Origin of the sequence: Ignatzschineria indica, assembly GCF_003121925.1 — a bacterium.
Classification (GTDB): domain Bacteria; phylum Pseudomonadota; class Gammaproteobacteria; order Cardiobacteriales; family Wohlfahrtiimonadaceae; genus Ignatzschineria; species Ignatzschineria indica.
Genome location: NZ_QEWR01000002.1, coordinates 1,281,165 through 1,304,700, shown reverse-complemented (window position 1 = coordinate 1,304,700; position 23,536 = coordinate 1,281,165). Strand labels below are relative to the sequence as shown.

Here is a 23,536-nt window from a genome sequence, read left to right as displayed (position 1 = left end):
ATAGAGTTATTGCAATATCAGTTGCGACATAAATCCGATATGATCTTGATATAAATTAAGTCTCGATAACTCGATATGTTATCAATTTATATGAAACGCTTTCTCTTTTATTGATACTTATCTCTATTTTTAGAGAGCATGAATCTCTAAAATAGCGAGAAATAGCGATAATATATTGATGAGATATATTGACTATATTATCTATAATGTTCTTTTCAGCAAAATTAATGATGAAGGTAGATGCGATGCAAAATGTTATAACGATAGATGGCCCTAGTGGTGTAGGTAAAGGAACTCTCTCCTTACAGCTAGCAAAAAAATTGGGCTGGCACTTTTTAGACTCAGGAGCGATCTACCGCGCAGTGGCTCTTTTTGCTGAAAAGAGAGGGGTAGATCTTGAGGATGAGGTTTTAGTCGCTTCTCTTGCAGCAGCGTTACCCCTTCGTTTCGAAGTGGTGGGTTCTGCTCTCAATATCTATTTAGAAGAGGAAGATGTTACCCATAAGATTCGTGAAGAGAAGACGGGTAATAAGGCTTCAATCGTTGCCAAACATCCGCAAGTTCGGGAAAACTTACTTCAACGGCAACGTGATTTTGCACAAGCGCCGGGACTTATTGCTGATGGTCGAGATATGGGAACGGTGGTCTTTCCAAGTGCAAAATTGAAACTCTTTTTAACAGCTACTGCAGAAGAGCGGGCAAAAAGACGGCATAAACAGTTGTTAGAGAGTGGAATTTGCGTTAATATAGAGCAGATTTTATCTGAGGTGGAAGCAAGAGATGAGCGAGATCGGACGCGATCGAGCGCCCCCCTTATTGCAGCAGATGATGCGATAGTGATCGATACATCTAAACTTGGGGTGGATGAAGTCTATGCATCGGCTTGGAAAGTGATTAAAGAGAGATTCTTTTAAACTATTAATAAGTGCTTAAGTGACGTTATAAACGATGTTTAAACGCTTATAGAATGGTTTAAAAGTGGTTTAAAATTCGATCTTAAAACGGCTTTAAAAGCAGTTGATAACAGATTTTACATCTCTTAGATGGATCATCTAAGGTTTGTCATCGAAGGTTTAAGGGGAGACTGAGATAATCGGTCCCTCTTTTGCTTTATCAGCTCGATAAAAAAGGGTAATCAGAAGATTATTGATTAGATGTAGGTTTCACAAAGAGCGATAGCGATATCGATCAGTAGACTCCCCAATTTATATCTATAGAAGATCTAAAAGGTCTAGAAGATATTTCTCGGGTAGGGGATTTCAGAGTAACTACTCAGAAGTCGGTCGATTACTAAGCTATAGTGCTAATGTTGTGATTTTTTATTACTTTAAACAAGTCGTAGATTGGAATAACGCTACAATTTACTTGTTGCCAAGAAATTGAGAATACTTAAGGTAGAACGCTTAGGGTATATGAGGTTTCTAGGAAATAGGGTGAGTATAGTGAGAAAAATATTCCACATGTCTATGCATTTTTAATTATATGTCATTAAGTTTTGCAGAATTATTTGAGCAATCAATCGCCGAAGAACAAGCACGTGAAATTGGTGCAATCATTGAAGCAACGGTTGTAAAAATCGAAAACGGTTTTGTAATCGTTGATGCTGGCCTTAAGAGTGAAGGTCGCATCCCCGCTGAACAATTTCAAGATTTAAATGGTGAAATTGAAGTTCAAGTTGGTGATAAAGTGGACGTTGTCCTTGAGTCATTAGAAGATGGTTTCGGTGAAACTCGTCTTTCACGTGAAAAAGCGAAACGTGCAGAAGTATGGGCATTCCTTGAGAAGAAACTTGAAAATGATGAAATCATTAAAGGTGTTATCTCAGGTCGCGTTAAAGGTGGATTTACTGTTGATATCGGTACAGAGCGCGCGTTCTTACCAGGTTCATTAGTAGATGTTCGCCCTGTTCGTGATATCGCATATCTTGAAGGTAAAGAGCTTGAGTTAAAAGTTATCAAGCTTGACCAAAAGCGTAACAACATCGTTGTTTCACGCCGCGCGGTACTTGAAGAAGAGTATTCTGCAGAACGTGAAGAGCTTCTCAAAACACTTGAAGAAGGTGATGTTGTTAAAGGGATCGTTAAGAACCTTACTGATTACGGTGCGTTTATCGACCTTGGTGGTATTGATGGTCTTCTCCATATCACAGATATGGCGTGGAAACGTGTTCGTCACCCATCTGAGATCGTAGAGATCAATCAAGAGATCGAAGTTAAGCTTCTTAAATTTGATAAAGAGCGTAACCGTGTATCACTTGGTCTTAAACAACTTGGTGAAGATCCATGGAAAGATATCGCTATGCGCTTCCCTGCAGGTCTTCAAACAAAAGGTAAAGTTACTAACATTACTGATTACGGTTGTTTCGTTGAGATTGAGCCAGGTATCGAAGGTCTTGTTCACGTTTCAGAAATGGATTGGACTAACAAAAACGTTAATCCTTCTAAAGTTGTTACAGCGGGTGAAGAAGTGGGCGTTGTGGTTCTCGATATCGATGAAGAGCGTCGCCGTATCTCTCTCGGTATGAAACAGTGCATGCCAAATCCATGGTCTGAGTTCGAGATGAAATATAACAAGAACGATAAGATCAAAGGTACAATCAAATCTATTACAGATTTCGGTATCTTCATCGGTCTTGAAGGTGGCATTGATGGTCTTGTTCACCTTTCTGATATTTCATGGAGCGTTCCTGGTGAAGAAGCGATCCGCGAATATAGCCGTGGTGATGAGATCGAAGCAATGGTATTAGCAGTTGATGCTGATCGTGAGCGTATCTCTTTAGGTATCAAACAACTTGACCAAGACCCATTCTCTTCATTCTTAGCAGAGCATGAGAAAGGTTCTTTAGTGAAAGGTGTTGTTACTGAAGTTGATGCTAAGTATGCAGTTGTTGATCTTGGTAACGGTGTTGAAGGTAACCTTCGCGCATCTGAAATTTCATCTGAGCGTGTAGAAGATGTTCGTAACGTCTATAACGTAGGTGATGAAGTTGAAGCACGTTTTGTAAGCGTTGATCGCCGTAATCGTTCAATCGTTCTCTCTGTGAAAGCAGTTGACGAAGTAAGCCCACAAGATATCGCTGAGTACACAAATGATAATGTTGGTGCGACAACTTTCGGTGATCTCTTAAAAGAGCAGTTAAAACAGCAATAAGAAGCAACAATAATTTTAGAGCCACTTTGATTAAGATAGATTAACGTGATTCAGATTGATTCAGATTGATCAATTGAGGCTCATTAAAATTAATAGTTGTATGACCTTCGGTCAGTAAAAACCGCAGACTTTATAGTTTGCGGTTTTTTTATAGAGGTATTTGATTCTAATAGAGAATTAAGAGATATTTTTTAGAGGGATTGTTGCTTAATAGAACGATAGATTGTATTATTTTATATATAAAAATATACATAAATTTACGGCGTTTGCGGGATTTATACTGAAAACTAGGGAATTATAGAATCAAGGAGAAGTACGGTGACTAGATCAGAGCTAGTACAAAGATTAAGTGCAAAATACCCACACTGTTCAACAGCTGAAGTTGAAAAGAGTGTTAAGAAAATTTTAGAACATATTACAGAGACCTTAGGGAAGGGCGGGCGTATCGAGATTAGAGGATTTGGTAGTTTCTCTGTTCGTTATCGAGAGCCTAAGATAGGGCGCAACCCGAAGACCGGAGATGCAGTAAAATTAAGTGGCAAATATACCACCCACTTTAAACCGGGTAAATTGCTCCGTGAGCGGGTCAATGAAAGCCGTGAGCATTATGAGCTTCCGAAGTAGAGTGATGACCCCATATCAATATTAGACCGAAGTATCAGTATTTAGTATCATAATTTAGTGTCACAATTTAATGGCACACTTTGGTAATGACATACTTTAGTATCGAATTTCATACTGGTCTTTATATTTAGAGAGAAGCAGTAGAGTTGATAAGAGCATCTCAAGTGATGGTTTGAGATGCTTTTTTTATGTTCTTTTTTAAGAGAGATAAGGGCTATAAGAGAGCGAAAATATAAAGCGGTAATGGTAATGAAATTGTTGGGAGTTCGTTATAATAGAGGCTCAATATTGAAAATTAAGCAGTAGATAGCAACAAAATGTCGGTATCATCAGTCGACTCCTATTTTATCTGCCATGTGGCATAGGTCATGATGGCGAGAATAGTTAAGTTGTTAATCGTTACAGATGATCGATCATCGATCGAGCCATTTTATGAAGGAGCAGAAGCACATTGAGTACTCAAAAGGGAGAGCAAGAACTCTATTTTATTATTCCCGCAGCGGGCGTTGGAAGTCGCATGGGGTCTGAAGTACCAAAGCAATATCTCAAGATTGCCGGGGAGAGCATCTTAACGCATACCTTAAAATTATTTTTAGGAGTTGCGGAGATGAATGGTGGCGTTGTCGCTCTATCTGCTGAGGATGAAACACCTTTAGCGGTCGAGAGCGAATCTCTATGGCGGGTTGAGGGGGGAGCTACACGAACAGATTCTGTTGCCGCGGGGCTCTACTTCTTAAAAGAGAAATTAAGTCGTGCGGGAAAAGATCTCAATAAAATCTGGGTTGCTGTACACGATGCGGCAAGACCGGGGTTGAGACCTGAAGAGCTCTCTCTCTTTCTTCGATCTGTATTAGAAGATGCGCCGCAAGGGGGAGCTATTATGGCCTTACCGGCGCAAGATACTGTGAAACGTGTCGATAGAGCTGGATTAATTATCGAAACGATTGATCGTGATCGAATCTGGTTAGCACAAACTCCCCAAATGGCGCCACTTTTAACACTGATTGAAGCTACCGAGCGTGCAGAGCGAGAAGGTGCAAAAGTGACAGATGAGGCTTCACTTTTAGAGTATAATGGCCTCTCACCAAAGGTCTATCGGGGTTATCCACATAATTTTAAAGTCACATATCCTGAAGACCTACAATTAATGAGCCTCTATTTTAGTGAGAGAAGAGAATGAGAATAGGATTTGGTTTTGATGTTCATACCTTTCAAGAGGGTGATCATCTTATGTTAGGTGGGGTAAAGATCCCTTTTCATAAAGCATTTAAAGCGCACTCAGATGGTGATGTGGTGCTTCATGCCCTAACAGATGCTATTTTAGGAGCGGTAAAGGCGGGAGATATTGGAACACTTTTCCCCGATACTGATCCACGTTATAAAGATGCCGATAGTCGCCTTCTCCTTAAAGAGGCTTACCAAATTGTTCTCGATAGAGGTTATAAGATTGGTAATATCGATATTACGATTATGGCGGAACAACCGAAGATGAAACCCTATAGAGCGGCGATTGAATCTGTGATTGCCGCAGATCTTAATATCTCCACAGAGGATATCAATGTTAAAGCGACAACTATGGAGAAGTTAGGTTTTGTCGGTAGGGAAGAGGGAATTGCCGCACAGGTCGCCGTCTTATTAAAGCGTCAGGAGTAAAGTGGGCGAAAGCTATCAGCAGTAGTAAGCAGTAATTTAAAACAGATGAGATGAGGGCGCATCGATAAATAGTAATGGATGCTCTAAGAGATCTTCTAATAGGCCTTCTGATAGACCTTCTAAGAGAGATTAGAGGTATAGAAGCATTGGAAGTATTAGACATTGATGATTACTTACAGAGATGCCCATTATGAAACAAATATAGGAACAAGTAGAGTATGCAACGAAAGAGAGATATTTTTGTCACAAACGCACTGCCATTTGCCAATGGAGATATTCATTTAGGGCATCTATTAGGGTATGCTCAAGCCGATATTTGGGTGCGTTTTCAGCGAATGCTTGGAAACAATGTTTATTATATCTGCGCTGATGATACCCATGGAACGCCCATTATGCTAAAGGCAGACTCTCTTGGTATTACTCCTGAAGAGTTAATTGCAAAAGCGCATGCGGCACATCTGCAAGATTTTGATAATTTCCATATCGATTTTGATAATTATTACACGACACATTCAAAAGAGAATCAGCAGTTAGTTGAAGAGATCTATCTTACGCTCAAAGCAAATGATCTAATAGAGACAAAAACGATTGAGCAGTTCTATGATGAAGAGCGCAAGATGTTTTTACCTGATCGTTTCATTAAGGGAGAGTGCCCTAAATGTCATGCTAAAGATCAATATGGGGATAACTGTGAAGCGTGTGGTGCGACTTATCGGCCGACAGAATTGATCAACCCCTTCTCTGTTGTGACAGGGAAGACTCCAGTCATGCGCCCTTCTGAACACTTCTTCTTTAAGTTATCAGATCCACGTTGTGTCGAATTCCTGCGTCAATTCCTAGAAGATAAAGAGCGCTTGCAACCTGAAGCGGCCAATAAGATGCGTGAATGGATTGGTGAAGAGGGAGATTGTAAGCTCTCAGATTGGGATATCTCTCGAGATGCCCCCTATTTTGGGTTCCCTATTCCAAACGCGGAAAATAAATATTTCTATGTTTGGTTAGATGCCCCGATCGGTTATTTTGCTTCATTTAAGAACTATTGTGATCGTGTTGGTAATATTGATTTTGAGAGCTTTATTAAGAGAGATAAGGCAGAAGCTACCGGCACGGAGATGGTCCATTTTATCGGTAAAGATATTATGTATTTCCATACGCTCTTCTGGCCTGCAATGCTCAATTTCTCTGGACATCGTGTCCCTTCTCAATATGCGATTAATGGCTTTTTAACCGTAGATGGCGCGAAGATGAGTAAATCGCGCGGCACATTTATTACTGCTGATTCCTATATTGCTCAGAAGCTCGATCCAGAATGGTTGCGTTACTATTTTGCTGCAAAATCGAATGGAGCAATCGATGATTTTGATCTCAACCTCGATGATTTTGTGAATCGTGTTAATGCGGATCTTATCGGTAAATATGTCAATATTGCTTCAAGAACAAGTCGCTTTATCTCAAAAAACTTTGATAATCGGTTAGGTGAGATTGCAGCGGAATCGGTGGCATTGATCGACTCTGTTATTGCGCGTGCGCCCGCAATTCAAGAGGGCTTTGAAAAGCGTAATTTTGCCGCAGCTCTAAGAGAGATCTCAGCAGCTTGTGATGATGTGAATGAGCATTTTGATCAGATGAAGCCCTGGGAGATTGCTAAAGATGAGAGCAGAGCAAAATTACTTCAAGATCTCTGTACCGGCTATTTAGAAGCCTTTAGAATTTTAACGCTCTATCTTAAACCAGTGTTACCAGTGGTTGCAGAGCGTGTAGAGAAATTCCTCAATATTGCACCTTTAACTTTTGCAGCGCTTCATGAGAAATTACCTCAGGGGCATCTTATCAACGATTATGAGCATCTGATGACGCGTCTTAATCGTAAAGATCTCGATGCGATGATTGAAGCGAATCGTGAAGCCTTGAGTGTCGAGCGTAAAGATGCGCAACAAGCTGATAAAGCGGGCGATAAGGTCGTAAAGAGCGAGCAAAAAAAGGGCGGTAAGGGTTCTGATAAAGGTGTTGATAAAAGCGAAGAGGAGGCATATATCTCGATCGATGATTTTGCCAAGATCGATCTTCGTTTAGGAAAGGTACTTTCATGCGATTTTATTGAAGGGGCTGATAAGCTTTTAACGTTCCAGATCGATTTAGGCGAGGAGCGTCCCCGCACTATCTTCTCCGGCATCCGTAAGTTTTATCAAGATCCTGCCGCTTTAGTGGGAATGTATGTGGTGGTGGTTGCAAATCTAGCGCCGAGAAAGATGCGTTTTGGTGTGAGTGAAGGAATGATTCTGTCTGCCTCCACCAAAGAGGAGTTAACCCTCTTAACCTCTTTAAGTGAGCTTAAACCCGGGGCGAAGATTTCGTAATCATCACAACTGGTTAATTATATTGAGAAGTGAAAACAGAAAAGAGAGTCACCATTGAACATTATTGAAAATGCTCAATGGGCTCTCTTTTTTATTGAAGCTATTTTATTGTAATGATTTTGGTTGAAATAACTTTCATTAAAATGAAGCAAGTATAGCTAGTATCAATTTTGGATTATCTCCGGCATATGCCGGAGCGTGTTTAGAGTGTAATAAATGCACTCGCAATGCCGAAGTAGATAAAGACACCGACAATATCACAGATAGAGGTGATTAGCGGGCCACTTGCTGTTGCAGGGTCCATCTTCATCTTACTAAAGATAAAGGGGAGTGAAAGTCCAATGATGCTACCAATCATGACAACAAAAACCATCGTTAATGCCACAATGAAAGCAATCTCAACACCACCACGGTAGAATCCTACCAATGAGACGGCAAGCGCCATTGTAAAGCCAAGGAGTGCAGAGATGATAGTCTCTTTCCCAATCATTCTAAACCAATCTTTGATACGAACTTCTCCAAGCGCCATCGCTCGAATCACTAATGTTGCGGACTGTGCTCCGGCGTTACCTCCACTATCGACTAATAAGGGGAGGAAGAAGACCAGTGCGACATTGCTCTCAATAAGATCTTCATAAGTTGCGATCCCCGCACCAGAGAAGATATTCATAAAGACAAGAACAACTAGCCAAGCAACTCGTTTACGGTAGAGAAGACCGATAGTTGCCGTCAGAAGATTTTGATTATCGAGCTGATCACTCTTGATCGAAGCCATACGATAGATATCTTCAGTACCCTCTTGTTCCATCACATCTAAAATTTGATCGATATGAATGACGCCTAATAGGTGACCTGATTCAGCAACAACGGGGATTGTCACAAGATCTGTATCTTGAAAGAGTTGCGCCACCTCTTCTTGATCGACTGCCGTTGTCACTTTTTTGAGTTTTGTCTTCATGACATTCGCAATCATCTCATCGCCTTTTGCAGAGAGAAGCTCTCTAATTGCAACGACACCAACAAGAACTTTATCTTGATTGAGAATATAGACGTAGTGAATATCTTCTCTTTGGTAGAGATTTTTACGAAGATAGTCGATTGCCTCATCAACCGTATGATTGACATCGAGGGTGATAAAGTCATTGGACATTAGGGACCCGGCGCTCTCAATGCCAAATTTCATATTACGATCTTGAATTACCATTTTGCTTAACCTCATTATCTTTTATTTTCATAAAACGACAGTAAGAAATCTCTCTGTCATCGATATATTTTGTTAAGCGCGGCTGTGCGCAGCGGCCGACGCTGATATCCTTGGGAAAAGAGTCCATAGATGATCAGTCTATTTTGAGATCAAAAAAAACACCCAACCACAAGACGTGAGGAGGGTGTTTTCTCGATATGTAAAGGCGCCTTTACAGTGATCTCTCCTCTTTCGTAAAGTTTTAGCACTATATGGCATGGGTATTCATCCGAATCCCGGCTACATTAGATACTGCCTTAGCTCGACAGTTTCTGCTGACCCATTGGTGTCTCTCGACGTTTCTGGGCAGTAGCTTACCTCCATATAGGAGCCTCACCTAACGAGGATAGTTAACAATTAATAATCTGTTAACCCAAAATATTTATTTGAGGGCATTGTACCCTTAAATTTTGAATAAGCAAATTATAGCTATGAGATTTTCAAGCCTTTACTCTTTTCTTGACGCTTTATCTCTTTTATTTACTGAATCTCTTTTTACATCAATTCTGTTGATTTGATCGAGACAATTTGCTTTCTAGAGCGCTTTAAGTCTTATCTAATGAATCTGCTTTAATGAATCTACTTTGCGCTCTGCTTTATGATTCTTTATGAAACCTTCACTGTTAAGATATCGCAAGGGGAATCATTGATGATCGATCCCGATGTTGATCCTAATAGGACTCCAAGGCCAGAGCGGGTATGGGAGCCGATCACTAAAAGATCCGCTTTGAGCTCTTCTGCTGCACGTAGGATACCTTCTTTCGTTGATAATGCAGAGATGACCATTGTGTCACAATCTGGAATTCCCAACTTGAGAGAGAGCTCGCGCATCGATTTTTTTGCTTCTGCAATAATTTCACTATCAGAGACCTGTGGAATAATAGGCATAAGCTCATAGCCGGCACTAATACTGATACCTTCTAAGATATTGAGGAGGGTAATCTTTGCATGGTTTCTTTGTGCAACGATAAGGGCTTGACGGCCAACCCTTTCTGCATCTGCAGATTGGTCAACTGCTACAAGAATATGTTGATACTCATTCGATTCAGACATCTTTTTAATCTCCCGCTATATATATGAGTGGTCATCTATTTCATCTCTTTTTGTTATAGCAAGAGATCCGCGATTTATCAATCATCATAGGCTTAAAAAGCGACTTGGGGCAAAAAAACGTGTACAATACGGACACCTATTTTTTGAGTCAATTTTGAATATTCATCATGAGTAAATTAGCGAAAGAAGTTGCCCGTCGTAGAACCTTTGCCATTATTGCCCACCCTGATGCGGGTAAGACCACAATGACTGAAAAGCTCCTGCTTTTTGGAGGCGCCATCAATCTTGCCGGTTCTGTCAAAGGGCGTAAAGCTGCACGTCATGCAACCTCAGACTGGATGGAGCTTGAGCAGCAACGGGGGATTTCAGTGACCTCTTCAGTTATGCAGTTCCCTTATCGCGATTGTATGATCAATCTGCTTGATACGCCGGGACACCAGGACTTCTCGGAAGATACCTACCGAACTTTAACGGCGGTGGATTCAGCGCTCATGATGATCGATTGTGCAAATGGGGTTGAGGAGCAGACAATTAAACTGATGAATGTTTGTCGTCTTCGCGATACTCCGATTATCACCTTTATCAATAAGCTTGACCGAGATGGAAAAGAGCCGATCGATCTTCTAGATGAAGTGGAAGAGGTTTTAAAGATCAACTGTGCGCCAGTGACATGGCCGATCGGTATGGGGCGAGAGTTAAAGGGTGTCTACCATATTCTTGAAGACTATATCCATCTCTATGATTCAAAAGAGCGTGGAACTCGCAGCAAAGGACAGATCATTCAAGGTTTAGATAGCCCTGAATTAGATGGGGTTTTAGGAGAGGAGCGGGCCAATGCTTTTCGTGAAGAAGTTGAGCTTGTTCGCGTGGCAAGTCATGAATTTGATCTTGAAGAGTATCTTGCCGGGCGTTTAACGCCGGTCTACTTCGGTTCTGCGATCACTAATTTCGGGGTTCAAGAGATGCTCGATGGATTTGTTGAGATTGCACCATGCCCTAAAAAGCAGGCAACCTTAACCCGTGAAGTATTAGCAGATGAAGAGCCATTAACAGGATTTGTTTTTAAGATTCAGGCCAATATGGATCCTCGCCATCGAGATCGTATCGCTTTTATGCGTGTCTGTTCCGGCAAATATACACCAGGAATGACCGCGCATCATGTTCGGATTGGCAAAAATATCCGTATTCCAGAAGCATTGACCTTTATGGCCTCCGATCGCGGTCATTTAGAAGAGGCCTATGCCGGCGATATTATCGGTATCTACAATCATGGAACGATCCGTATTGGGGATACCTTTACCGAAGGTGAAGAGCTAAGCTTTAAAGGAATTCCTGATTTTGCACCAGAACTCTTTCGTCGTGCGCGTCTTCGCGATCCTCTAAAGATGAAGCATCTTGAGCGTGGTCTTGAACAGCTTTGTGAAGAGGGAGCGACACAGCTCTTCAAACCCCTTCGTAATAATGATCTAATCATTGGTGCGGTGGGAATTCTTCAGTTTGATGTGGTCGCCCATCGATTAAAGCTTGAGTACAATGTAGATTGTATCTTTGAGCATGTCGAGGTCTCTACAGCACGATGGGTCCATGCTAAAGATCCGAAGAAGTTTGCCGAATTTAAGAAGCGGGCGGAAGATAACTTAGCGATCGATCACCATGGAGAGTATGTCTATATTGCTCCTACACGAGTTAATTTACATTTAGCGCAAGAGCGTTATCCAGATATTCAATTTGATGCCTTCCGTGAGATTCATGGTTAACATCAATTGAGTGTGTCGAGAGGAAGTCGACAATTGATTAAGACCCATTAGGATAGTGGTGTCTTAGTTACCAACCTCAGCATTATTGCTGAGGTTTTTTTATGCAAAAAAAAGCATCGTGTGCTTTAAGCGACTGTTGTTTCTCATCTTTTATTCCTTATTTCCTGTTGAGTATAAATTATCATTTGTTACTAGTTATCTTATCTGATAGATTCCTAAATGACAATGATTATCGTTACAGTTAATATTGATTATATCGATAGCTCATCGGTATAGCCCATCGGTATAGCTCATATGTAGAAGTTATATTTAGAAGCTATATGTAGCTATCCAAAATAGAGGGCTCATAGAAAGCTCATCAAGAAGATCACTCAAATAGGAACCATAAAAAAGATGCAAAATAGTAGCCATCCTCCCCAAGAAGAAGTGTCGTTATCTTTTCTCTCCCCAAAAAGTAACGGCACACTCAATAGAACTGAGTTAAAAGCTGGAACTGAGCTAAAAGTTCTTGGAGTTAGATCACCAATTTTTAGTGTGCTCTTTAATAAATTTCTCTTTAGCGCATGCTGTACACTCTCACTTCTCTCAATATCAGCTGCTTTAGCGGATGATGATAAAGAGGAGAATCTTCCAACAATTGCATTAGGTTCTGTAGTTGTTGTTGGTGCGCCAGAGCAGGTTACTCCTTTTAAAGAGACTCAAAGTGCTGCGGATTTGAGTAAAAACTTGGTGCAAGATGAGCGTGATCTATTGCGCCATGAGTTGAGTGTTGGTGTTAATGAGAGTGGGCGAGCGGGGAGTAATGGTTTTGCGATTCGAGGCGTGGATAAGGATCGGGTTGCCGTCATTGTCGATGGTTTACCGCAAGCTGAGAGCTTTATGCCCTCAATCTACCGTGGATATGGCTATTTTAATGGCAGTATCAATAGTACAGAGTATGAAAATATTAGTGCTGTCACAATCAATAAAGGGGCGAACTCCGTCAGTGATGGAAGTGGTGCTATAGGTGGATCACTCTATTTTACGACTAAAACAGTGGATGATATTGTAAAACCAGGTCAAAGATGGGGACTCTATTGGAAGACGGGGTACTCCTCAAAAAATAGGGAGTGGCGTCAAGTACTAGGTGCCGGTTATCGTGGCGATCGCTTTTTTGGGTTTGCACAATTAACAAAAAGAAGAGGGCATGAGACCGTTAATAGTGGTAATGGGGAGGAGATCTATGGTCCTGCAAGGGGGCGTCCTGATCCGCAGATGAAGCATGGTTCCTCTTGGCTAACAAAGTGGGGTGTTAATATCACCGATGAGCAGACTTTAACCGCATTTTATGAGAATCGCCGGCAAGACAATCGAACTGAAGAGCGAAGCTTTGATGCTTGGGGAACGTATCGATTTGCGAAAGATACCGCACCCTATCGTCGCTTTGGTGTGGAGTATGACTATATTCCATTGGACTCCTCTTGGTTAGACACGCTCAATATCGTCTATGCTGATCAGAAGATTGATATGCGCTCAGATACCTATAATGTAAGTCAGAAAGATCCAACTGATATTACACAGCGTTACTATCGTGCTTTTGAGCAGCGACAGAAGCTCTTTAAGAGCCAACTTTTTGCGTTACCGATCTCTTTGAGTGAGCAGAAGCATTTGCTACAAGCAAAGTTGGAGCTTAGAAGGGGCATGCTTAAGAATAGTAATCGAGATATTCTCTATCTCAGTGGTGTGGCACACCCTTCAAATTACAGTATCATGACTCCGGTTAAATCCTCTGTTACCGCTTTTTCTCTGCAAGATGAGATAACTGTAACTCCTCAATTATCTCTCACGTTGGGGGCGCGTTATGATCATTACCAATACTCTCCGCAGATGGATGGCAGTAATAAATTTCCAGTGAGCTTTAATGGTGAGAAGAAAAGTTTTTCTAAAACCTCTTGGCAGTTAGGGATTCATTATCAAATAACACCGGAGCAGTTGATCGGTTATCGTATCAGTACAGGATTTCGAGCCCCAAAAATAGAGGAGCTCTTCTTTGAGTTTGGTAAAGGGGGAATGAACCACTTTATGCCGAATCCTCAATTGAGACCAGAGACAGCGTTGAATCAAGAGATTACTTATCAATTTAAAAATGAGTATGCAGAGATAGGATTAGGCGCGTTTCATAGTAAATATCGTAATTTTATTGATGAGAGAGTCTCTGAGAAATTAGAACCCAATCCTTACTATCCCTATAGTTGGGATTCAAAGCCGTATCTATCAATTAATCAGATTCAATTTGTCAATGTGGCACATGCTCATATTTCAGGACTTGAATTGAATGCGACATTGAATGGTCCCTTATTTGGGCTCTCTGAGAGTTGGAAATTTCACATAAAAGGGCAATATAGTAAGGGTAAGAATCAAGATGGCGATCCTCTAAAATCGATTCAGCCTTGGAGTGCGTTGATGAGTATTGAGTATCAAGATCCTGCTCAGCGGTGGAATAGTACTTTGACAGCGCGTTATAGTGCGGCAAAGAGAGGGAAAGATACCAAAGAGACACAATACTCATGGCGCGGGAAGGAGGAGACGGAATGGAAGTGGTTAAGTCCATCTTACTTCGTCGTGGATGTGACAACACAGGTGAAACTTGATCGTGATCTGACGCTTAATTTTGGGGTTTTTAATCTCTTTAATCGTAGTTATGCCACATGGGATAGCTTACGGGATCTTCCTACCTTTGGGACAACGAATCGAATCGATCGTGATAGTCGGGGGTTAGAGCGCTTTACAGCACCTAAGCGTAATTTTGCTATCTCGATAGAGGGGCGGTTTTAAGTAAGAGTTATCACAAGATTAAAAGATCACCCTAATATCTTTTAAATACTATTTTAAATATTACCTAAATAGTACCTAAATAGTATTAGGGGAATATATAAATTCTTTATAAAGTGTTATAATTTACCTATAAGTTATAGGGTTTTATTTGATTAACCCAATATAGATAAGAGCTCTAACGAGGAGGTCTGTTTGTTCGTTAGAGTAGATGATTTTATCTATATTCTGTTTTATAGCGTGATCTTTTATATAGGAGCAAAAGATGAAAAAGTTATTAGCAGTTACCGTCTTGGCGGCAGTGACCTCTTCTTTAACTGTAGCGCAAGCGCAAGACTTTCAGCAGTATGTCTCTGCGAAAGCGGTTCTCAATCATGTGAATAGCAAGTTTGAGCTCAACAATGAAGATACGAAAAAGAGTAAAAATGTGGGTGGTTTCCGTTTAGCTTATGGTGCGATCTTCCCAGCAGCTGATAATAATGTACGTGCTGAGATTGAGTATGGTTATAACGGTAAAGCAAAAGTGAATGCAGATAAGAGAGAGTCTGAGACAAAGTCTCAATCTGTAATGTTAAATGGTTACTTTGATTTTAATACCGGTACTGCCGTGACTCCTTATGTCGGTGCAGGTCTTGGTTATGCAAGATTGAAGAATACCGTTACACCTGAAGGAAAAGATTCATATTCAAAGAGCAAAGGTAACTTTGCATGGCAGGTGGGTGCTGGTGTGAGCTACGCTGTTAACAGCAATGTTGATATCGATTTAGCTTATCGTTTTATGGATTACGGAAAAGTAGATCATAAGGATAATAGAGGAAAAGCTAAAATGCGTGGTAATGAGTTTAGCTTAGGGGTTCGTTACAACTTCTAATCCCATTAATCTTCTAGCTGATAGATCATTCATTGATAAAATTTAGCTAAAAATCGGTTATAAAAGTGATAAAAAATCTTAAGTTCCTTACGAGCTTGAGATTTTTTTTATTCTTTAAAAACAACTTGTTAAGCGATTTTTATAGCGCGAGAATAAAAAAAGATGACATAAAAAGGGGAAAAGCAGTGATATAATTCTGCTCCAAAAGCTGATCTTTAAATATAGGAGATAAAGATGAAAAAGCTACTGACCATCTCTGTGCTTTCTGCTGTAGTAGCGAGCGGTTTCACTGTTGCGCATGCACAAGATTTTGATCAATATCTATCTGCAAAAGCAGTTCTCAATCATGTGAATAACAAGTTTGAGGTGAATGACGGTGAAGATTCAGAATCACTTAAAAAGAGCAAAAATGTTGGCGGTTTCCGTTTAGCATATGGTGCGATCTTCCCTGCTGGGGATAACAATGTTCGTGCTGAAATTGAGTATGGCTACAATGGTAAAGTGAAAGTATCAGATGAAGATTCTAAATCTGAAACTAAATCACAAGCCTTAATGCTTAATGGCTATTATGATTTTAATACTGGTACTGCATTTACCCCATATGTGGGCGCAGGTATTGGTTATGCGCGTCTTAAAAATACTTTATCTGATGAAGAAGTATCCATCTCTAAGAGCAAAGGTAACTTTGCATGGCAAGTGGGCGCCGGCGTGAGCTATGCTGTAAATAGCAATGTTGCGGTTGATCTTTCATACCGCTTTATGGATTACGGTAAAGTATCTCATAGCTATAAAGCGGATGATACTTCTTTCAATGGTAAAGTTAAACAACGTGGTAATGAGTTTAACTTAGGTGTCCGTTACACTTTCTAATCTGTATCGATGAGATCAATAGAGATCAACGGATATCAACGAATATTTATTAATATGTGCTAGTTGATATTTCCGCTCAATATCTTCTTTATCTGAAATAGGATCAAGAAGCCATTTTGCAGAGCCTTGGAACAATGTTTCAAGGCTCTTTTTTTATTTCTGACCTTTTATCTCTTCTTTCTTAGCTCTTAGGTGATCTTGAAGCCCCTCTCTATTATGGATGATAGTAGAATAGAGAGCATCATAGCTGAGTGTAAACTATTTGAGTGAATTATGAGGAGAAGAATGAGAGAGAGCAATGTGAAGGTCGATTTAGGCGCCCTAGAAACGGAGCAACGCAATAGTCGTACGATGGAGATCGACACCTTATCAACTTTGGAGATGGTGCGATTGATCAATCGAGAGGATCAAGCTGTTATCGATGCCATTGAACGTGCTACGCCACAAATAGCAGCGGCAATTGATGCGATTGTTTTACGCTTGCAGCAAGGAGGCCGTTTAATCTATGTAGGTGCCGGAACCTCAGGGCGGTTAGGGGTATTGGATGCTTCTGAATGTTTGCCAACATTTGGTGTGGGAGAAGAGAGTGTACTGGCGTTGATTGCCGGGGGAGATCGCGCATTACGCCATCCGGTAGAGGCGGCAGAAGATCAAGAAGATGCTGCAATCGTTGATCTCGCTGCTGTTGCATTTTCAAGTGATGATATCCTCTGTGCGATTGCTTCATCTGGGCGGACACCTTATGCTTTATCAGCCTTACAATACGCGAAGAGCTTGGGCGCTGCGACCATCTCTCTTGCCTCTGTTTCGGAGAGCAAAATCGGAAAAGTTGCTGATTATCCTATCGAGGTAATTGTCGGACCTGAAGTGATTACCGGCTCAACACGTATGAAGGCAGGATCTGCGCAGAAGATGGTACTCAATATGCTCTCTACCGGCACTATGATTAAGTTAGGCAAGGTGTATCAAAATTGGATGGTGGATCTTCGTGCGACAAATAAAAAATTGATCGAAAGAGCGCGACAGATGGTGATGATGGCGACCGGCATCGATTATAATAAAGCCTCTCAACTCTTAGAGGCCGCTGATTACCACGTTAAAAGTGCGATTGTTATGGCGCTCTTAGCAGTCGATTATCAAAGAGCGACACAATTATTAGCTGCCCATCAAGGTGTTGTGAGAGCTGTATTAGCAGAGGCGGATCTAACCTAAGAGAGAAGTATAGTGGAGACACATAAAGGAGAAATGAAATGGAGAACTTAAAAGGAGCGCTTAAATGAGTGATAGAGCTATCCGCGATACCTTTGCAATAGGCTTAATGACCGGCACCTCTCTAGATGGGGTTGATGCGGCATTAGTGAGAATCAGGGAGACTGTAGTAAAGGGGCAGGGAGGTGAGATCGTAAGAGGGGAGGAGGATCTTCAATGTCAATTACTCCATTTTATCTCAATCCCTTATTCTCCTCAGCTACGAGCGGAGATTGAAGCACAATGCCATAATGAGGCATCCACCGTTGCCGGGATCTGCTCTCTTAATATGAAGCTAGGTGAAATCTACCAAAAGAGTGTTGAAGTGCTTCTGAGTGAAGTTGAGCAAGAGAGAGTGCGAGATCCTAAACGATTGATGGGATTCTCCGGCACTGTTGATTTTATCGCTTCTCATGGTCAGACTATCTATCATCTACCGCCGGCAGTAGCGAATAAAAAAGGTTATACCCCTTCCACATTACAGATTGGTGATCCCTCACTTTTGGCATACCATTTTCGTTGTGATGTCTACTTTAACTTTCGAATGATGGATATCGCAGCCGGCGGTGATGGCGCGCCTTTAGTACCGATGACGGAGTATCTACTCTATCGCCACCCTAATTACCATCGCTTATTACAAAATATTGGAGGGATTGGAAATGTAACGTTGTTACCGAAAGCTGCATCGATCAGTGAGATTTCAGCCTTTGATACGGGGCCGGGCAATATGATGATTAATGATGCTATGCGTACACTCTATCAGCGTGATTTTGATCGAGACGGAGAGGTTGCCCGAAGTGGGAGGTTGATTTCTGAGCTTTTTAAGGAGTTGCAAGCCGATCCTTATTTAGCACAGCAGCCTCCAAAATCTACCGGACGGGAGTATTTTGGTGCGCAATATACCTTACCGCTTCTTGAGCGCTATCGAGCTTATGCGCCGGAAGATCTGATCCATACTTTGACCCGGTTTAGCGCATACTCTATCGCAGAGAGTTATCGCCGCTTTATCTTTCCTTTTTATAGGATTGATCAGGTGATTGTCGCAGGTGGTGGTGCTTATAATAGCGCTTTGATGGAGTATCTAGAAGCAGAGCTTGCCGGTGTTTCGCTCTTAACGCAGGAAGATCTTGGTTTTTCCAGTGATGCAAAAGAGGCGATGGCTTTTGCGCTCTTAGGATATCTGACAAAAGAGCGTCGAGCGGGGAATCTTCCAACAGCGACGGGTGCCTCTGAGGCCGTGGTCTTAGGTCAAATTTGTCCCAATCCCTTTCCAGAGATGGATTAATTAATGATACAATGCCGACTTGATAATCATTCTTTTTTGTCCTATCTGTAGGAGGTCAGCAATGTCGATAACGAATAGCACACTAGAAGCTCAAAAGGGAAGCGCAGAAGCCCCCATCTTAGTTTTAGGAATTAGTGAGTGGCGCGCTGAAGAGTGTGATCATGAGAATATTGTCAATTGCTTAGAAGAGGGGCAGGTACTCTATTTTCCCTCACTCCCCTTTGTTTTAACAGAAGAGGAGCAGGCATTATTAGATCCCCGTTTAGTCAGCCCAAAGCGCAAGAATATTATGTATCAAGCGGATCAAGGGAGTATTAAAGGGATTGCTGATTCAGCCTCAGAGAGTGAGAAGAAGGCAGTCGAAGGATTGTTGAAGCGCTATTCAGAAGCGAGTTATCAACTTTTAACCGATCTGATTCCTCAATATAAGGGGAAATTACATAGCCCGATGAATACGCTGCGTCTCAATGCGATTGATGAGTGGAGTGATAGTCACTCTTTTCGTAAAGACGATCGCCGGCTACATGTGGATGCATTTCCTTCTCGTCCCCTTCATGGGCGTCGTATTATCCGCATTTTTAATAATATTAATCCGAGTGGTGTGCCACGAAAATGGCGCGTTGGTGAACCTTTCCCGCAATTAGCTGCGCGTCTATTACCGAAGAGTAAACCATACTCTCGAATAGGTTCTGCTCTCTTAGATCGATTACAGATTACTAAAAGTCGTCGTACCCATTATGATCATATTATGTTGCAATTCCATGATCTGATGAAAGAGGATCAAGAGTATCAAGATAATGGAATTCAGTGGGATGTAAGCTTTATGCCGGGCTCAACATGGATCTGTTTTTCAGACCAGACACCTCATGCTGCAATGAGTGGGCAATTTATGTTAGAGCAGACCTTCCAGCTTGATGTTGATGATATGGTGGATCCTGCAAAATCACCGTTAAAAGTATTGGAAGCGATGGTGAAGAAGCCACTTGTATAAGGGATGAAGTGTTATTTTGAAAATGTTGTGAAAGGGCGAGACAGGATCTCGCCTTTTTGTTGTTTTTAGTTAAAGATGGAGAGTTGTAAAGCGCGAGAGATCCCTTTTTGCCGGCGAACATAGCCTTTTTATGCCGGGGAATGGTTAAAAATAGCCTGTTGTTATGCGTGATATTTTCAAAATTTCCACAATTTTTACGAAAGATATCGTAGAATTAAACTCATTTTAGAATCGATTATTAGGGCCCCATTTTATAACTTACAACGTAGAGATATGAGTTGGCGCATAAATCTTTATAAGGGGCGGTTTAGAAATTGGCAATTAGGGGAATTTTTACGATGTATGAAGCAACAATGCTATTGATCACTCTAGCGGGAATTCAGTTAGTTGCACTGATCTCTCCTGGTCCTGATTTCTTTTTAATTACACAAGTTGCCGTCAGTCATTCAAGGCGAGAGGCCTTTATGGCAGTATTTGGGGTGACGATCGGTGTCGCTGTTTGGGCACTGGTGGCACTATTGGGCTTGCACCTTTTAGTTGAGCAGTTTCCTTGGATCCAAGGTCTACTCTATCTTGCAGGTGGTGGTTATCTCAGTTATTTAGGGCTATTGCTCTTAAAAAGTGGGCTAAGAGCGCGGCATCAACAGAAGCAGGGGCTTGTCGATAATGCTACTGAAAAGGTGATGGCGCGGGTGGTCGAAAAGGAGCGAAAAGGGGTGCAATTTCTCTTTAAGGGATTGTTTACTAATCTCGCAAATCCTAAAGCACTGATCTATTTTGGCAGCGTCTTTGTTCTCTTTGTCGGGGATAATATCTCTAATGTGATGCGAGTCGAGATCTTCGCATTAGTGGTGATTTTAACCTTTCTCTGGTTTGCGATTGTGGCGATTCTCTTCTCTTTGCCAAAGCCAAAGGCGATCTATCAGCGTTTAGGTGCTTATATTGATGCTGTTGCCGGCGCTCTCTTTCTGCTCTTTGGGCTCAATCTTCTCTATCAAGGGGGAATGATGCTACTTTTAGGGTAGTGCCATTAAGATTAGCACCAAAGCGCTAAGCTACTGGGCGCTATGTCATCGGGAGTTTCAAATAAAAGAGGCTAGTCTGTTACTAGCCTCTTTATCTATATACTTATCTCTATCTCTATCTCTATCTCTATCTCTATCTCTATCTCTATCTCTATCGCTATCTCTATCTCTATCTCTATCTCTATCTCTGATCGGAGATAGGGAGATAGTGGTCACTCTTCGATTCTTGAGTTGATTGACCTTATTTTGACTCGGCTACATAGAGATTAATTGTATCTTCAATATGATTCTTCATAAGTGCAACCCCTCTCTCTGCATCTCGTGCTAAAAGCGCATTGTAGAGCTCTCTATGAACATCGACAAAGTGATCAACATTCTCCAATTTTCTAACATTGGTTCTTGTCTCATTGAGTGATTCGAAGAGCTGCTTGAAGATAATTTCCATCATCTCGACCATTGTGGGATTATGACTCGCTTTGATCAGGGCGAGATGAAAGCGTAGATCCTCTTTAGTGGCCGCTTTGTGGAGTTTAATTCGCTCCTCAAGTGCGATAAGTGCCTCTTCGATCTGTTGTAAATCATCATTCGTTGCGCGTTTTGTAGCAAGGACGAAAGCTCGAGTCTCTAACCCTTCACGAATTTCTAGAAGATCAACAATGGCCGCTGAATGGATATTGAGAACGCTATTTTTCAAACGGCTAAGAATAAGATCTTTATCACTTCTTGTTAAGAAGAGCAGGCCTTCACGATCGAGGAAGATATCTTCCTCTTTGAGAACGTCAATCGCCTTTAAGATATCTGTTTCTGATCTCTGAAGAGATTCCTGAATTTCAGGGAGTGACGGTAGAATCTCTCCGGGAAGAAATTGGCCTGATTCAATCATCTCCATAAAATCGAGAATAACTTCTTCATGAGGTAAGCGTTCAACAGCGGATAATTTCATCTCTCATTCCTCCAAATATAAGTTATCGAAATATTCGATAAGGTAGCTCTTTATAGGGTTTTCAGTCACTCAATAGCTACCTAACATTGGGACCGATTATTATTGTTATCTGATTTCACTTTTACATAAAAATGTTAAGGGAGCAATCAATTTCATCTTCTATTAGATGAATGAATGCCCCCTTAATGATCCCTTAATGATTCCCTAAGTCCGATTTTATTGTGATAAGTAGGAGAAATTGTGATCTCTCAAATCTGCTCATGAATATTTTTTAAATACTTTATGAGTAGACTATTTGGCTGTATTTGCCGCAATATTGATCGCTTCCCAAGTGGTTGTAAAGGGCGGTGCATAACCGAGATCGAGAAATCCTAATTCCTCTGTAGAAAGCTCAGCGTGGATAGCGACAGAGAGCGCATGGAGACGAAGTGCCGCATCTTTTTTACCAAATATTTGCGCACCTACTAAGCGATGATTATCCTCACGATAGACCAATTTGATAGTCAGCTCCTCTTGACCTGGGTAGTAATCGGTATGGTTCGCTGTTTTAATCAATGTGCTCTTATATTTTACCTCAGTTGATTCTTCTAGCTGCTTTGCCATCTTTTCAGTCAGTCCTGTGCTTCCTGCTTCATATTGACCTACTTTAATCATGCTTGAGCCTAAAGCGCCGGGGAAAGCGATATAATGTTCCGGTGATCGAACAATATTACTGCCGATAATACGCCCCATCTTATTGGCATAGGTGGCCAGAGGAATATAGCGATCGCCCAATTGTCGATGATAGATTGATGCACAGTCGCCGGCACTAAAAACTCCTTCGATAGAGGTTTCTCCAAATGGGTTGATTAAGATCGCACCATTGGGCAGTTTCTTCAGCTGAGGATCGGTTAAGAAGTCGGTATTAGGGCGAAAACCGATGGCAACGACAACTGCATCAACCGTGATCTTCTCCACTTCGGTCTTAACAGCGACAATCTTGCCATCAGAGAGTTGAAAGCCGGTGACATTTTGCTGCAATCGAAGATCGACGCCTTCTGCCTCTAACGCTTCTTGCATTAAGTGAGAGAACTCTGGATCGAAAGGGCCTTGCATAATGGCATCACCACTTTGAAGGAGGGTAACCTTTTTGCCAAGTAACGCTAATTGATCGGCAACTTCAACACCAATAAAGCCGCCGCCTATAATAGCGATCGATCGGTATTGATCGAGTTTTGCTTTAAGCGCCTCTGCATCGCGTAACTTTGTATGGAGGTAGAGATTAGGCGCATCCATCCCTTCAAAGGGGAGTCGATTTGCTGAAGCGCCAGTTGCGATCATCAGACGATCAAAAGCAATCTCCTGATTCATTCCACTCTTGTCACGATAGGTGACTATTTTTCGAGTTGTATCAACCGCTGTGGCCTCTGATTCAAGAAGAAGATTGATGCCGCTCTTTTCTATCATTTCAGGCGTTCGGGCAAACATCTTTTGAGGATCATCAAATTGCCCCCCGAGATAGTAAGGGAGACCACAAGCACCAAAGGAGATATAGTTCTCTTTTTCGATAACTGTAATATTTGCCTGAGGGTTTTCCCGTTTAGCTTTTGCCGCAACGCTCATGCCGGCAGCGATTCCCCCAATGACAACAATATTGAGTTCCTGTTGCATAATAG

18 protein-coding genes and 1 riboswitch are annotated in these 23,536 nt (G+C 41.5%); of the genes, 14 read left to right on the top strand and 4 right to left on the bottom strand.

Annotated features, from left to right (window positions below; all coding sequences use genetic code 11):
• The first annotated feature begins 245 nt into the window (after nt 1–245).
• The 6 genes from cmk to metG all read left to right on the top strand — a co-directional run bounded on the left by cmk (nt 246) and on the right by metG (nt 7,784).
• Complete coding sequence (gene cmk, locus DC082_RS05775; protein WP_094567333.1) at nt 246–914, top strand: (d)CMP kinase; 669 nt, start codon at nt 246–248, stop codon at nt 912–914.
• Nucleotides 915–1,482: 568 nt separating this feature from the next.
• Entirely contained in the window at nt 1,483–3,150 is a 1,668-nt protein-coding gene (gene rpsA, locus DC082_RS05770; RefSeq protein WP_109200911.1) for a 30S ribosomal protein S1, read from the top strand.
• Between the two features lie 318 nt (nt 3,151–3,468).
• Complete coding sequence (gene ihfB, locus DC082_RS05765) at nt 3,469–3,774, top strand: integration host factor subunit beta (RefSeq protein WP_094566623.1); 306 nt, start codon at nt 3,469–3,471, stop codon at nt 3,772–3,774.
• A 451-nt stretch (nt 3,775–4,225) separates the two neighbouring features.
• Nucleotides 4,226–4,954, top strand: a complete 729-nt coding sequence (ispD, locus tag DC082_RS05760; RefSeq protein WP_109236105.1) for a 2-C-methyl-D-erythritol 4-phosphate cytidylyltransferase — start codon at nt 4,226–4,228, stop codon at nt 4,952–4,954.
• Nucleotides 4,951–5,427 (top strand): 2-C-methyl-D-erythritol 2,4-cyclodiphosphate synthase, encoded by a 477-nt coding sequence (gene ispF / locus DC082_RS05755; protein WP_109236104.1) that lies wholly within the window; start codon nt 4,951–4,953, stop codon nt 5,425–5,427. The genes ispD and ispF overlap by 4 nt, the downstream gene beginning before the upstream one ends.
• A 218-nt stretch (nt 5,428–5,645) precedes the next feature.
• Nucleotides 5,646–7,784 carry a methionine--tRNA ligase gene (gene metG / locus DC082_RS05750; protein WP_109236103.1) on the top strand — a complete coding sequence of 713 codons (2,139 nt, stop codon included), beginning with the start codon at nt 5,646–5,648 and terminating at the stop codon, nt 7,782–7,784.
• Nucleotides 7,785–7,986: 202 nt separating this feature from the next.
• Here the strand turns inward: metG and mgtE are convergent, their stop codons facing one another.
• On the bottom strand, nt 7,987–8,988 hold the full coding sequence (mgtE, locus tag DC082_RS05745) for a magnesium transporter (RefSeq protein WP_229821595.1): 1,002 nt from the start codon (nt 8,986–8,988) through the stop codon (nt 7,987–7,989).
• A 219-nt stretch (nt 8,989–9,207) separates the two neighbouring features.
• Nucleotides 9,208–9,379, bottom strand: a riboswitch (M-box (ykoK) riboswitch).
• A gap of 254 nt (nt 9,380–9,633) precedes the next feature.
• Nucleotides 9,634–10,080 carry a universal stress protein gene (locus DC082_RS05740; RefSeq protein ID WP_094566628.1) on the bottom strand — a complete coding sequence of 149 codons (447 nt, stop codon included), beginning with the start codon at nt 10,078–10,080 and terminating at the stop codon, nt 9,634–9,636.
• A gap of 167 nt (nt 10,081–10,247) precedes the next feature.
• On the opposite strand from DC082_RS05740, the gene DC082_RS05735 reads away from it, so the two are divergent.
• The 8 genes from DC082_RS05735 (at nt 10,248) to DC082_RS05700 (ending at nt 20,938) form a co-directional block, all read left to right on the top strand.
• Complete coding sequence (locus DC082_RS05735; protein WP_109236101.1) at nt 10,248–11,837, top strand: peptide chain release factor 3; 1,590 nt, start codon at nt 10,248–10,250, stop codon at nt 11,835–11,837.
• 393 nt (nt 11,838–12,230) lie between these two features.
• On the top strand, nt 12,231–14,651 hold the full coding sequence (locus tag DC082_RS05730) for a TonB-dependent hemoglobin/transferrin/lactoferrin family receptor (RefSeq protein ID WP_109236100.1): 2,421 nt from the start codon (nt 12,231–12,233) through the stop codon (nt 14,649–14,651).
• A 262-nt stretch (nt 14,652–14,913) separates the two neighbouring features.
• Nucleotides 14,914–15,519, top strand: coding sequence for an outer membrane protein (locus tag DC082_RS05725; RefSeq protein ID WP_109236099.1), 606 nt, complete (start codon nt 14,914–14,916; stop codon nt 15,517–15,519).
• Between the two features lie 234 nt (nt 15,520–15,753).
• Nucleotides 15,754–16,389, top strand: a complete 636-nt coding sequence (locus DC082_RS05720; RefSeq protein ID WP_109236098.1) for an outer membrane protein — start codon at nt 15,754–15,756, stop codon at nt 16,387–16,389.
• Nucleotides 16,390–16,674: 285 nt separating this feature from the next.
• On the top strand, nt 16,675–17,601 hold the full coding sequence (gene murQ, locus DC082_RS05715) for an N-acetylmuramic acid 6-phosphate etherase (protein ID WP_109236097.1): 927 nt from the start codon (nt 16,675–16,677) through the stop codon (nt 17,599–17,601).
• A gap of 64 nt (nt 17,602–17,665) precedes the next feature.
• Nucleotides 17,666–18,922: an anhydro-N-acetylmuramic acid kinase AnmK gene (gene anmK, locus DC082_RS05710; RefSeq protein ID WP_109236096.1), complete on the top strand. Its 1,257-nt coding sequence runs from the start codon at nt 17,666–17,668 to the stop codon at nt 18,920–18,922.
• A 61-nt stretch (nt 18,923–18,983) separates the two neighbouring features.
• Nucleotides 18,984–19,913, top strand: coding sequence for a Kdo hydroxylase KdoO (locus DC082_RS05705; RefSeq protein WP_109236095.1), 930 nt, complete (start codon nt 18,984–18,986; stop codon nt 19,911–19,913).
• A 338-nt stretch (nt 19,914–20,251) separates the two neighbouring features.
• A complete protein-coding gene (locus tag DC082_RS05700; protein WP_229821593.1) occupies nt 20,252–20,938 on the top strand; it encodes a LysE family transporter in 687 nt (228 codons plus the stop codon).
• Nucleotides 20,939–21,179: 241 nt separating this feature from the next.
• On the opposite strand, the gene DC082_RS05695 is transcribed toward DC082_RS05700, so the two are convergent.
• Both DC082_RS05695 and DC082_RS05690 read right to left on the bottom strand, forming a co-directional pair.
• A complete protein-coding gene (locus DC082_RS05695) occupies nt 21,180–21,881 on the bottom strand; it encodes a FadR/GntR family transcriptional regulator (protein ID WP_094566636.1) in 702 nt (233 codons plus the stop codon).
• 291 nt (nt 21,882–22,172) lie between these two features.
• Nucleotides 22,173–23,531, bottom strand: coding sequence for a CoA-disulfide reductase (locus DC082_RS05690; RefSeq protein ID WP_109236094.1), 1,359 nt, complete (start codon nt 23,529–23,531; stop codon nt 22,173–22,175).
• Nucleotides 23,532–23,536 lie beyond the last annotated feature (5 nt).